The organism is Streptomyces sp. NPDC003635, assembly GCF_053587635.1.
In genome coordinates this window covers 98,535-110,914 of sequence record NZ_JBSFOK010000001.1, presented here as the reverse complement: position 1 = coordinate 110,914, position 12,380 = coordinate 98,535, and the positions used below count along the sequence as shown (strand labels likewise).

Genomic DNA, 12,380 nt, shown 5'->3' with positions numbered 1-12,380 from the left:
CTCAGGAGGTGGCGGCGGCCCCGCCCCTACAACCTGAGGCGGACTCTGCTTCGGGACCTCCGGCCGATGAGTGACAGTGGTGCGCGCTCCTAGCGTTGAGCCATGACCACACCCGTCTGCACCAGCGCTTCGAAGGCCGCCACACCCAGGGCGCAGACCCTTCCGTACCCGTCGTTCTCGTCGTACGTGAAGGCACGCCAGCCGGTGCTGCTGCGTACCGCGAGGTCGCTGACCTCGAACCCGTGCGACGCGGAGGATCTGCTGCAGACCGCGCTCACCAAGACCTACGTGGCCTGGGAGCGCATCGAGGACCATCGCGCGCTCGACGGCTATGTCCGCCGGGCGCTGGTGAACACGCGCACCTCCCAGTGGCGCAAACGCAAGGTCGACGAGTTCGCGACCGACGAGCTGCCCGAGCCCGAGCCCTGCCCGAGCGCCGACGACCCGGCCGAGCAGCAGGCGCTGCACGACGCCATGTGGCGGGCGATCATGAAGCTGCCGGCCCGGCAGCGGGCGATGGTCGTCCTCAGGTACTACGAGGACCTCAGCGAGGCCCAGACGGCCGAGGTGCTGGGGGTATCCATCGGCACGGTGAAGTCGGCGGTGTCGCGGGCGCTCGGCAAGCTGCGGGAGGATCCTGAGCTTGTGCCCGTTCGCTGACCGTGTCAACGTGACGTGATCGATCACCCTCCCCTAGTGACATACCGCTCGGTATGCGCGCACAATCTGCGCAACCCTTACCAGCGCGTAGGCAGACGCGCAGGCAATGTCGCCCCGGGAGGACCACCGTGCTGAGCACCATGCAGGACGTACCGCTGCTGATCTCCAGGATCCTGACCCACGGGTCCACGATCCACGGCACCTCTCAGGTGACCACCTGGACCGGCGAGGCGGAACCGCACCGCCGCTCCTTCGCCGACATCGGCGCCCGCGCGTCCCAGCTGGCGCACGCGCTGCGGGACGACCTGGGCGTGACCGGCGACGAGCGGGTCGCCACCCTGATGTGGAACAACGCGGAGCACGTCGAGGCCTACTTCGCGATCCCCTCCATGGGCGCGATCCTGCACACCCTCAACCTCCGCCTCCCCCCGGAGCAGCTGGCCTGGATCGTCAATCACGCAGCCGACCGCGTGGTCATCGCCAACGGCTCCCTGCTGCCCCTCCTGGCCCCCCTGCTCCCGCACCTGAAGACGGTCGAGCACGTGGTGGTGTCGGGCCCGGGCGACCGTTCCGCGCTGGCGGACGCGGCCGTACGCGTGCACGAGTACGAGGACCTGATCGCCGGGAAGCCGACGGCGTACGACTGGCCCGAGCTGGACGAGCGCCAGGCCGCGGCCATGTGCTACACCTCCGGCACGACCGGCGACCCCAAGGGCGTGGTGTACAGCCACCGCTCGGTCTACCTGCACTCGATGCAGGTCAACATGGCCCAGTCGATGGGCCTGACCGACGCGGACACCTCCCTGGTCGTGGTCCCGCAGTTCCACGTCAACGCCTGGGGCCTGCCGCACGCCACCTTCATGACCGGCGTCAACCTGCTGATGCCGGACCGCTTCCTGCAGCCCGCTCCGCTCGCGGAGATGATCGAACGCGAGAAGCCGACCCACGCGGCGGCGGTCCCGACGATCTGGCAGGGCCTGCTCGGCGAGCTGACGGCACGGCCGCGTGACGTGTCCTCGCTCGGCCAGGTGACGATCGGCGGCTCGGCCTGCCCGCCCTCCCTCATGGAGGCCTTCGACCGGCTCGGCATGCGGGTCTGTCACGCCTGGGGCATGACGGAGACCTCCCCGCTCGGCACGATCGCCCGTCCGCCGGCCCACGCGGTGGGCACGGAGGACGAGTTGGGCTACCGCCTCACCCAGGGCCGCTTCCCCACCTCCGTGGAGGCCCGCCTCACCGGCCCGGGCGGCGAGCGCCTGCCGTGGGACGGGGAGTCGGCAGGCGAGCTGGAGGTCCGCGGCCCGTGGATCGCGGGCGCCTACTACAACGGCCCCGACGCCGAACCGCTGCGCCCCGCCGACAAGTTCAGCGAGGACGGCTGGCTGAAGACGGGCGACGTCGGCACGATCAGCCCCGACGGCTTCCTCACCCTCACCGACCGCGCGAAGGACGTCATCAAGTCCGGCGGCGAGTGGATCTCGTCGGTGGAGCTGGAGAACGCCCTGATGTCGCACCCGGAGGTCGCGGAGGCGGCGGTGGTGGCGGTCCCGGACGACAAGTGGGGCGAGCGCCCGCTGGCGACGGTGGTGCTGAAGGAGGGCTCGACGGCTGACTTCGCCGCCCTGCGCACCTTCCTCGCCGACCAGGCCGGCATCGCCAAGTGGCAGCTCCCGGAGCGCTGGACGGTCATCGAGTCGGTGCCCAAGACCAGCGTCGGCAAGTTCGACAAGAAGGTCCTGCGCCGGCAGTACGCGGAGGGCACGCTGGACGTGACCCAGCTCAGCTGACCCTCGACAGCGGAGAACGCCCCCGGCCACTTCGGCCGGGGGCTTTCCCGTTCTCGCTAGTTGGTGCCGATCCGCGCCAGCAGGTCCACGATCCGGCCCTGCACCTCGGCGCTGGTGGACCGCTCCGCGAGGAACAGCACCGTCTCGCCCGACGCGAGCCGCGGCAGGTCGGCCTGATCGACGGCGGCCGTGTAGACGACCAGCGGGGTGCGGTTCAGCTGGCCGTTGGCGCGCAGCCAGTCGACGATGCCGGACTGGCGCCGGTGCACCTGCATCAGGTCCATCACGACCAGGTTCGGCCGGAACTGGCCCGCCAGCGTCACCGCGTCGGTGTCGCTCGCGGCCCGCGCCACCTGCATCCCGCGCCGCTCCAGCGTCGCGGTCAGCGCCAGCGCGATCTCCGCGTGCTCCTCGATCAGCAGCACCCGCGGGGGATGCTGCTCACTGTCCCGAGGCGCCAGCGCCTTCAGCAGTACGGCCGGGTCGGCGCCGTACGCCGCCTCCCGCGAGGCCTGTCCGAGCCCCGCCGTCACCATCACCGGCACCTCGGCGGCCACCGCGGCCTGCCGCAGCGACTGCAGCGCGGTACGGGTGATCGGCCCGGTCAGCGGGTCCACGAAGAGCGCGGCCGGGAAGGCGGCGATCTGCGCGTCCACCTCTTCCCGCGAGTGCACGATGACGGGCCGGTAGCCGCGGTCGCTGAGCGCCTGCTGGGTCGTCACGTCCGGCGCGGGCCACACCAGCAGCCGTCGCGGGTTGTCCAGCGGCTCGGGCGGCAGCTCGTCGTCCATCGGCTGCGGACGCGGGGTGTCGGCGATCTCGACGGCCCCGCCCGGACCGTCCAGCGGCTCGGGTCCCTCGGCCGCGTTCTCGTCGGGCGCGCCTATGGCGTACGACCGTCCCGAGCCCTCGGTGCCCTGCGCCAGCCGGGACTGGCCGGCGAGCGACGGCTGGGGCTGCGGCTGCTCGCCCTGCGGGTGCGGGCGCGCGTCCACGTCGGGGCGCGTGCCCAGCTTGCGCCGCCTGCCGCCGCCGGTCTGGTGCGGGGGAGGCGTCGGCGTCGGCTGCTGCACCTGCGCCGCCTGCCGCGTGAACGGCACGCCCTGCCCCAACGTCCGCACACTGATCGCCCGCCCCTGCGTGGAGTTCGGATCCACGGGCGCGGCGGCCTCGGCGGGCAGCGGCTGCGCGGCACGCGCGGGGGTGGCCTCGGGCGGGAGGGGGGTGCCCTGGGCGGGGGTGCCGGGGGCCGGCCGCGGCGTGGCCGGCGCCGCGACGGGGTGCGCCGGTACGGCCGTACCGGCGCCGGAGGTGTCGTCGACGGCCGGGGCCTCGGCGGGGAGCGGGGTGCCCGTCGCCGGGACCTGAGCCTCGGGATGCTGGGCGGGCAGGGGGTGCCCGGCGGCCTCCACGGCCGCGGGGGCCTGCGTGGCCTGTTCCGGGGCCGCCTGTTCCGGGGCGGGCTGGGCCACGGCACGGCGGCGACGGCCGGTCGGCGCGCTCGTCGGGTGCGGCTGCGGCGGCGTGTGGTCGTCGGCGTGGTCGTGCGGCACGGCGTCATGCCGGCCGTCGTCGGCTACGGCACGCTCCGCGCCGGGGGCCTGCGCCGGAACCGGCGCCTGCGGCTGCGCCTGCCCGAGCCCGTGCGGCTGGCCCGGGGCCTGGGCCGGGTTCTGCCCAGCGCCGTGAGCCTGCGACTGAAGCGGTGCCAGCCCGTTCCCGGGAACCTGAGGCTGGACCTGTGCCAGGCCCTGTCCGGGGCCCTGCGGCTGAGGCTGGACCTGGGCCAAGCCCTGCTCCGGGCCTTGAGCCTGCGGGTGCACCTGTGCCAGGCCCTGTCCGGGGCCCTGCGGCTGAGGCTGGACCTGTGCCAAGCCCTGTCCGGGGCCCTGCGGCTGAGGCTGGACTTGGGCCAGGCCCTGCTCCGGGCCTTGAGCCTGCGGGTGCACCTGCGCCGGCCCCTGCCCCGGGCCCTGAGCCTGCGGCTGGACCTGCGCCGGCCCCTGCCCCGGACCCTGCGCTTGGACGAGTCCCTGTCCCTGCGCCGGGCCTTGAGCCTGCGGGTGCACCTGTGCCAAGCCCTGTCCCGGGCCCTGCGGCTGAACCTGTGCCGGTGCCTGCGCCGGTCCCTGGGCCTGCGCCTGCGCGGCGGCCTCCTGCGGGGTCGGCTCCGTGCGGTCCGCCTCGGCCGGCGGGAGGGCGAACACCGTGCGCGGGCCCGCTTCCTGCGCCGCCGCGCGCTCGTTCGCCGCCGCCAGTGCGCGGCGCCGACGCCCGGTCGGCCGACCGTCCTCGACCGAGCCGCCCTGGGCCGGAACCGGCCCGGCGGCCGGAGTCGCCCCGTCCGTGGGGGCCGCGGGCAGGGCGGCGGGCAGCGCGTGCTGCTCACCGGAGTCCCGCCGGGCCCGTCGTCCGCCCGGCGCCGGAACGCCCTGCGGCGGAACCGTGCCGCCAAGACCGGTCCCCACCGCCGCGGTACCGGCGGCGTGCTCGGCGGCCGTGACGACGGCGCCCTCGGCGACGCCCGCCCCGGCGACCTCGGCCGCGTCGGCGCCCTCGGCCACCCCGGCTGCTTCGGCAGGCCGCCCGCGCCGCCGTCCCGTACCCCCGGAGGGCTCCACCGGAGCCTGCGCCTGGGCCGGAACCGGCGCCGTCTCCACCTGCGCCGCCCGGCGCCTGCGCCGCCCGGTGGGCGCGGACTCGATCTCCGCGGCACCGGAGCCGGCACCAGCGACGGCACCCGTCGCGGAGCCGGACGCGGAGCCGGAGCCCTCGGCCACCTCGCTCTCCAGGAAGGCGTCCACGGAGGACCGCCGGGCCCGCCGCCTGCCGCCGCCGGGGGTCTCCTCCGCCGGGGCGGACACGAGGGCGACCTCGGCGGCCGGAACCGCCCCGGCCCCGTCCCCGATCGGCACCTCCAGGACGTACGCGCTGCCGCTCATGCCCGGCACCTCGTGCGTCTGCAGCACACCGCCGTGCGCGCGCACGATCCCGCGCACGATCGGCTCGTGCACCGGGTCTCCCCCGGCGTACGGCCCGCGCACCTCGATCCGTACGACCTCACCGCGCTGGGCCGCAGCCACGACGACCGTGTTGTCCATGTAGCCGCCCGCCGACACGGGCGCGTTGCCGGTCGCGTCGACGCCCGCGACATCGGCGACCAGATGCGCCAGCGCGGTCGCGAGCAGCCGGGAGTCGACCTCCGCCTCGATGGGCGGCGCGTGCACGGCGAACTGCACCCGGCCCGGGCCGATGAGGTCGACGGCCCCGTCGACACCGGCGGCGACGACGGCGTCGAGCATCACCTTCGTACGCGACACCGCCTCGGCGCCGGTGTCCAGTCGCTGGTAGCCGAGGACGTTGTCGATGAGGGTGGTGATCCGTGAGTAGCCGGCCGAGAGATGGTGCAGTACCTGGTTGGCCTCGGGCCACAGCTGCCCGGCGTCGTCCGCGGCGAGCGCGGACAGCTCGCGCCGCAGCTCGTCGAGGGGCCCGCGCAGCGAGGTCGCCAGCAGCGTCAGCAGCTGCTCGTGCCGCCCGGCCAGGGCCTCGTAACGGTCCTTCTCCCGCTCGCCGAGTGCCGCGTAGCGCTCCTCACCGGCGGCGAGTTCCTCCTCGTGCCGCTCCTGGAGCTCCTCGAGCTCGGTGACGTGCTTCTGCCGCAGCGCGGTCAGCTCGGAGGCGTGTTCCTCGGAGAGCCGCTCCAGCTCCTCCTCGTGCCGCTTCTCGGCGGCGTCCTTCTCCTTGACGACGGCGTCGTAGGGCCGCCGGTCGGTGAAGGTCATCACGGCGCCGACGAGCTGGTCGCCGTCGCGCACCGGCGCGGTCGTCAGGTCGACGGGCACGTGGTCGCCGTTCTTGGCGAACAGCACCTGCCCGCGCACCCGGTGCTTGCGTCCGGAGCGCAGGGTGTCGGCGAGCGGGGACTCGTCGTACGGGAAGGGCGAGCCGTCGGGCCGGGAGTGGAGCACGAGCGTGTGCAGCTCCCGCCCCCCGAGGTCGCTGGCCCGGTACCCCAGTATCTGGGCGGCGGCCGGGTTGACGAGGACGATCCGTCCGTCGGTGTCGGTCCCCACGACGCCCTCGGCGGCGGCCCGCAGGATCATCTCGGTCTGCCGCTGCGAACGGGCCAGCTCGGCCTCGGTGTCGATGGTCCCGGAGAGATCCCGTACGACCAGCATCAGCAGCTCGTCGCTGGCGTAGGCGTAACCGTCGTAGGCCTGCTGGCCGTTCTCCAGGGTCGCGGAGGTGACCTCGACGGGGAACTCGCTGCCGTCGGTCCGCCGGGCCATCATCCGGGTCGGCTTGGTCCGCCCGCGCGGGTCCATGTGGTCGGGCCGCCGCATGGAGCCCGGGATGAGCTTGGAGTCGAACTGGGGCAGCAGATCGAGCAGCCCCCGGCCCACCAGAGCGGTGCCCGGGGCCTCGAAGGCCTCCAGGGCGATGGTGTTGGCGTTGACGACGGTCCCATTGGCGTTGACCAGCACCAACGCGTCGGGCAGAGCGTCGAGTATGGCTGCGAGGCGAGCAGCGCCTCGGGATGGCCTGCTGCTCACGAGACGCTTCCCTCCTGTTACCGCACCTTGCCGACCGCTCGGGCCATCTTGCCAACCGGCCCGCGACGTGTCACGCGAGGGAGTCTAAGGGCTGGGGTTGTGACGGCGACGCCGGATGAGAGCGAGGTCGCACGACGAAGTGACCCAGAACGTATGACCGCCTCGGTGAGCTGCGCGAGACCTTCGCGGGACGTTTACAGAGCTGTTGTCGTTCGCCGCACCGTCGTCGTTCACCGCCGTCCGGCGGGCCGCAGATCGGGCAGGACGGGCACGAGCCGGTCCCAGCGGGCGATCTCGCAGCCGTTCCCGCGGCCGAACCGGGCGTCGACGGGCCGCCCGGCCCAGGTACCGGTGACCCGCGCGGTGGCGGCTCCGCCGTACTGCATGGTGCAGACGCTGCCGTCCGGTACGGGCGCGAAGGCGTCCTTGCCCCAGCGGGACCCTCGGTCGAGGGCGGCGCAGGCACCGCGGACGTCGGGGTGGTCGCCCGCGCCGGGGTGGCAGTACAGCTCGTACGTGCCGTCCGCGCCCCCGCCGGCGTTCCGGACGGTGACGGTGAGGTGGTCACCGCCCCGGGACAGCCCGAGCAGGCCGTCGACGGAGTGCGCGTGGGCGGGGACGGCGGAGGCGGGGACGGCGGAGGCGGCGAGGAGGGGCCCGGCCGCGAGGGACCCGGCGGCGAGGGCGAGGAGCGGCCGGAGCCGACGCGAACGCGAGATGACGGGGAACATGACCTGACTAACGCCCCGCGCGCCGGGACGTTGCGCGCCCCCGCCCCACCAGCGTTCAGGGCTTTGCCCCACACCCCGCCTGCCTAGTACCGTGGGGGGCGATTGGTGACACCGAGCTCGACTGTGTCATCATCGGCACGCACCACTCGCGCTCGCGCGGGCGGCTGTGCTGGAGGCGTCGCCTAGTCCGGTCTATGGCGCCGCACTGCTAATGCGGTTTGGGCCTTAAAGCCCATCGAGGGTTCAAATCCCTCCGCCTCCGCCGAAGATCACGGAAGCCCCGGTCAGTAGACCGGGGCTTCCGTGCTTCTGGCGTGTTTTCGCAGGTCACAAGGGGTGCGCCTAACGGATTTCACATGGCGGCGGCAGTCATGTAATGTTCTTCCTGTCGCCGCGAGCGGCCCGGAAGGGCAAGGAGCGGCGATAAAACAGAACAAGCACTCGTAGCTTAACGGATAGAGCATCTGACTACGGATCAGAAGGTTGCAGGTTCGAATCCTGCCGAGTGCACATCAGCCGAGGGCCCCGGAGAGATCCGGGGCCCTCGGTGTTTCGGTGCGGGGATTCAGCGGCTCCGGGGCGCCGAGCCCTACCTGTCCGTCAGCGCGGGCGTGAGCATCAGGGGCGTCAAGCGCTTCGTGTACGGGGTGCGGGCGGGCGGTGCCTGAGCCGCGGCCTCGGGGCGGACTTCTCCCGCGCCCGAGAAGACGAACAGCCGCAGCACCAGGAAGCGGCCGACCCCGGCCAGTCCGGAGGCGGTGAGGTAGACCGTCTGCTCCCACAGCAGCGTGGGGGAGGGGTCCACCCGGTGCAGGACCAGGATCGCGAGGGACGTCACCGCGTAGGCGACGGCCGCCGAACCCCCGGACTGCACATGCCGGCGCAGTCCGGGTCGGCGGCCGGTGCCGAAGGTGAACAGGGCGTGCAGCTCGGTGCACAGCAGGGTGGAGGCCACGGTGATCAGCGCGTTGGCCAGCGCCCACGGCATCGAGTGGGCCAGCAGCGGCACCGTGGCACCGGCGACGAGCCCGACGCCGCCACCGCACACCACGAACCGGGCGAAGGAGGCGAGCGGCGAGGGCATGGAACTTCCTTCCGGCGGAGGGTCGTTGACGGTGCTGGTCGGCTTGATCAGCCTTCGTCAACGATCCCGTGCCGGGCCCGTCCGGACGAGGAGGCCTGTGCCCGAATCGGGGGTGGGGTCAGCCCTACCAAGAGAGTTGGGGCAGGCCTCGGGTGAGGGTCTACTTGAACGCCGCCGCGTTCCGGGCCGCCCACTCGGCGAAGCCGTACGGACGGCGGCCGAGGAGGCGCTCGACGTCGGGGCTCACCCGCCGCAGCGCCTCGGGCGGCTCGCCCAGCATGTCGAGCGTGGTCTCCACGACCGGCTCGGGCATGAACCCCAGCATCCGCGCCCGCGCCTCGGCCCGGGTCAGCTCCACGAACCGCACCGGCTCGCCCAACACGGCCCCGATGTCGGCTGCTTGCTGACGGGGGGAGACGGGAGCGGGGCCGGTCAGCTCGTAGATCGCGCCGCCGTGCCGGCCCGGCTCGCGCAGGGCCACGGCCGCGGCCTCGGCGATGTCGACGGGGTCGATGGTCGGCAGGGCCACACCTCCGAAGGGCGCCGCGACCTCACGGCCGCCGCGGACCGACTCGGCCCACTGCAGGGCGTTGGAGTGGAAACCGGAGGGGCGCAGCACGGTCCACTCCACGCCGGACCCCCTGACGGCGTCCTCCAGATGGGAGGGGTGGTGGCCGGTCCCGACGCCCTGCGAGGAGAGCAGGACGACTCGCGGCACACCGGCGTCCCGTACGACGTCCATGACGGGGCCGAGGCCGGCGCCCGAGCCGAGGAATTCCCCCGAGGTCAGCAGGAAGAGGGCGGAGGCTCCGTGCAGGGCGGGGGCGAGCGCGGAGGGCTCCGCGAGGTCGGCCTGGTGGTGGCGGACACCGGCCGGCACGGTTCCCTGGTCCGGGACTCGCCGCGAGACGGCCGTGACCTGCTCCCCCGCCTCGACCAACGCCCGCACCAAGGGCCGCCCGACGGTGCCCGTCGCTCCGGTCACCACGATCATCGTCGTACTCCGTTCTGAGTGGTCAACTGCCGTGTCAGAACGCTAATTTCCTGGGGCAAGCAGGTACCTAGAGGAAAGTATTGGCGGGAGGAGTGTTTGTGATGGAGACCACACCGGAGGGTCCGGCCCCGGCTCCGGAGAACGCCTGTCCCGTCGCCCCGGTCGTCGACATCGTCTTCAGCCGCTGGACGACTCCGATCCTGTGGGCGCTCAACGAGTACGGCCGGCAGCGCTTCGTCGAGCTGGAGCGCCGGATCGCCACGATCACCCCGAAGGTGCTGACGCAGCGGCTGCGGCAGTTGGAGCGGGACGGCCTGGTCGTCCGTGAGTACTACGCGGAGGTCCCGCCGCGTGTGGAGTACGAGATCAGCGAACTGGGCCGCAGCCTGGCCCCGCTCTTCGCCTCGCTGTCGGAGTGGTCGGTGAATCTGGGGCGGGTGGAGGAGGCGCGGGCGGCGTACGACGCACGGCAGGAGCGGGAGGGCGCGCGCGGGCGGTGACGCGGTCGAGCGCCGTCAGGCGTCCCCGGCGCGGAGTTCGTCGATGTACTGCTGTGCCAGGCCCGTCGTGCGGGTGAACCAGTCGGCCAGTACGGCGATCTCGGCGGGCGAGTAGTCGGCGAAGAGTGTCGTCAGGCGGCCGTAGTAGGGGCCGTACAGGGACTCCACGCGCGTGACGGCGGCGGGGACCGCGGCGACGCGGACGCGGCGGCGGTCGGTCGGGTCGGGGACGCGGGTGATGAAGCCGGCGCGTTCGAGGCGGTTGAGGATCCCGGTCATCGCGCCGGTGGTGACGTGGGCGTGTTCGGCGAGGTCGCCCGCGGTGAGGAGGTTCTCGCCGGCCTTGAGGACACAGCCGAAGCAGAGCAGGTCGGTGATGTTCAGGCCCAGCCGCTGGGCCATCTCCTGCTGGCCGAGCAGGTGGGCCGCGATGAGGGAGTCCATCGCCTCCAGTGCCTGGGCGGGGGTGGCGGCGGGGCGCGGCTTGGCTGGCATGTTCGGTGATTGCCTTAGCTAGTAAGAGATTTCTCCGCTAAATTGCTTAGCAGCTGAGAGATTCTCGCTTCGGTCTCGTTCTGGACGGGGGGCATGCTCGTGGGCGCACACCAGTATGACGAGGGGCACACGGTCGCGGGGTGGACCGGTTTCGGCATTGCGACGGTCGGGGCGGCGGTGCTGGGGCTGGGGGTGTGCATGGTGTCCGGCCCGCTGATCGTCGGCGGGTTGGCGATCGGGGGCGTGAGTCTTCTGGTCACCTGGGCGCTGCATCTCGCCGGCTGGGGCAAGGCGCCGGGACGGCGGCCCAGCGAGCAGTGGGGGATGAGGGTGCGCGATCCGCAGGCGCGGACGGGGCATCCGGGGTGCGTGGGGTGCCGGTTGGTGGGGCGGGGGCGGCAGCGGGAGGCGCAGCCCGGGGTCGTGGCGGTGCCGGGCGGCGAATCGGTCCGACTGTCACCTGTCGAGTGAACGTGTCTCCTGCGTACGGGAGTTGGATCACACCGGGCCGGTGTCCGTGGTGGAGGTGATGCTCGATGCCGCCTCCCGGGGCCGATGTCAGTGCCTGCCCCTACCCTCGAAGTGATGACACAGGTATGGACGTGTTCGGGGCTGCGGTGGTCCGGCGAGGGGCCCGAGTTGGTGTGGGGTGGCGGGCGCAGCAGCGCGTTGACCTGGGGGAAGCGGGTCGCCTTCCAGGTCCCGGAGGGGGGTGTGCGCAGCTGCGTGGGGGCCCGCCGCCACCCCTGTCCGACACGTGCCGCCGTATCGGCGCGCAGCACCGGCGCCCGATGCGAGGAATGCGCCCGTCTCGACCGCGCCCACTCCGTCGCCGCCGACACCCTCGTCGACGATCCGCGGCCGTACCGCGTCTACCTCGCCTGGTTCGGGCCCGGCATGGTCAAGGTCGGGATCACCGCCGAAGAGCGGGGTTCCGCGCGGCTGCTGGAGCAGGGTGCCGTCTGTTTCAGCTGGCTCGGCACCGGTCCGCTCATGGCCGCCCGGCGCACCGAGGAGTTGCTGCGGGCCGCACTCGGGGTGCCGGACCGGATTCCGTACGCCGACAAGCGTGCTGTTCGCACCCACCTTCCCGGGACGCCCGCGGAGCGAGCCGCGGAGGTTCGGCAGCTTCACGCGCGCGCCGTCGAACTCACCGGCTGGCCCGAGTCCCTCACCCCCGCGCTCTGCCTCCCCGTCGATCACTCCGACGTCTTCGGGCTCACGGTGCCCGAACCCGCCGTCGCGGAGGTCAGCGAGCTCGTCGCGGGCGGAGGCATCGGTGGGACCCTCGTCGCCGCCGCCGGACCCGACCTCCATCTCCGGACGGCAAGCGGTGTCCTCGTACTCGACACCCGGCTGATGAGAGGCTGGGAGCTCATGGCCGCCACGGCCGACAGGGGGCACGACCTCCCCACGCGGCCGGTCAAAGCAGCCGTAACCGCCCAGGACGGGTTGTTCTGAGCCGAGGCCGTCCCCGGACCCAGGCTTTCCCTGAGAGCCTCCTGTGTGTTTCTCAGGAAAATCACAGGTTCTAGAAAGCGTGTTCTCAGAGGCCCCCGACAGGGTGTCCAGC

Annotated in this window: 10 protein-coding genes and 2 tRNA genes; 7 read left to right on the top strand and 5 right to left on the bottom strand. The window is 73.0% G+C overall.

What is annotated here, in order from left to right; translation table 11 throughout:
- The first annotated feature begins 102 nt into the window (after window positions 1-102).
- The gene (locus tag ACWDRW_RS00550; RefSeq protein WP_451717955.1) at window positions 103-660 is read left to right on the top strand and encodes a SigE family RNA polymerase sigma factor; all 558 of its coding nucleotides are present in this window, start codon (window positions 103-105) and stop codon (window positions 658-660) included.
- Window positions 661-788: 128 nt separating this feature from the next.
- Window positions 789-2,447, top strand: a complete 1,659-nt coding sequence (locus ACWDRW_RS00545) for a long-chain fatty acid--CoA ligase (RefSeq protein WP_451717953.1) — start codon at window positions 789-791, stop codon at window positions 2,445-2,447.
- 56 nt (window positions 2,448-2,503) lie between these two features.
- Here the strand turns inward: ACWDRW_RS00545 and ACWDRW_RS00540 are convergent, their stop codons facing one another.
- Together ACWDRW_RS00540 and ACWDRW_RS00535 are read right to left on the bottom strand one after the other, a co-directional pair.
- Window positions 2,504-7,003, bottom strand: a complete 4,500-nt coding sequence (locus tag ACWDRW_RS00540) for a PAS domain-containing protein (RefSeq protein ID WP_451717950.1) — start codon at window positions 7,001-7,003, stop codon at window positions 2,504-2,506.
- A gap of 230 nt (window positions 7,004-7,233) precedes the next feature.
- Window positions 7,234-7,734, bottom strand: coding sequence for an SSI family serine proteinase inhibitor (locus ACWDRW_RS00535; protein WP_451717947.1), 501 nt, complete (start codon window positions 7,732-7,734; stop codon window positions 7,234-7,236).
- 171 nt (window positions 7,735-7,905) lie between these two features.
- Here ACWDRW_RS00535 and ACWDRW_RS00530 point away from each other — a divergent pair.
- A tRNA-Ser gene (locus ACWDRW_RS00530) sits at window positions 7,906-7,996 on the top strand.
- A gap of 175 nt (window positions 7,997-8,171) precedes the next feature.
- A tRNA-Arg gene (locus tag ACWDRW_RS00525) sits at window positions 8,172-8,244 on the top strand.
- A 79-nt stretch (window positions 8,245-8,323) separates the two neighbouring features.
- On the opposite strand, the gene ACWDRW_RS00520 is transcribed toward ACWDRW_RS00525, so the two are convergent.
- Together ACWDRW_RS00520 and ACWDRW_RS00515 are read right to left on the bottom strand one after the other, a co-directional pair.
- Window positions 8,324-8,818 carry a GtrA family protein gene (locus ACWDRW_RS00520; RefSeq protein WP_451717945.1) on the bottom strand — a complete coding sequence of 165 codons (495 nt, stop codon included), beginning with the start codon at window positions 8,816-8,818 and terminating at the stop codon, window positions 8,324-8,326.
- 160 nt (window positions 8,819-8,978) lie between these two features.
- Window positions 8,979-9,812, bottom strand: a complete 834-nt coding sequence (locus ACWDRW_RS00515; protein WP_451717942.1) for an NAD(P)H-binding protein — start codon at window positions 9,810-9,812, stop codon at window positions 8,979-8,981.
- Window positions 9,813-9,913: 101 nt separating this feature from the next.
- Between ACWDRW_RS00515 and ACWDRW_RS00510 the strand changes: the two genes are divergently transcribed.
- Complete coding sequence (locus tag ACWDRW_RS00510; protein ID WP_451717939.1) at window positions 9,914-10,312, top strand: winged helix-turn-helix transcriptional regulator; 399 nt, start codon at window positions 9,914-9,916, stop codon at window positions 10,310-10,312.
- 15 nt (window positions 10,313-10,327) lie between these two features.
- Here ACWDRW_RS00510 and ACWDRW_RS00505 read toward each other — a convergent pair whose 3' ends face one another.
- Entirely contained in the window at window positions 10,328-10,807 is a 480-nt protein-coding gene (locus ACWDRW_RS00505) for a MarR family winged helix-turn-helix transcriptional regulator (RefSeq protein ID WP_451717937.1), read from the bottom strand.
- Between the two features lie 99 nt (window positions 10,808-10,906).
- On the opposite strand from ACWDRW_RS00505, the gene ACWDRW_RS00500 reads away from it, so the two are divergent.
- Window positions 10,907-11,278 (top strand): HGxxPAAW family protein, encoded by a 372-nt coding sequence (locus tag ACWDRW_RS00500; protein WP_451717934.1) that lies wholly within the window; start codon window positions 10,907-10,909, stop codon window positions 11,276-11,278.
- A 114-nt stretch (window positions 11,279-11,392) separates the two neighbouring features.
- Window positions 11,393-12,268 (top strand): DUF2797 domain-containing protein, encoded by an 876-nt coding sequence (locus ACWDRW_RS00495; RefSeq protein WP_451717931.1) that lies wholly within the window; start codon window positions 11,393-11,395, stop codon window positions 12,266-12,268.
- The last annotated feature ends 112 nt before the right edge of the window (window positions 12,269-12,380 follow it).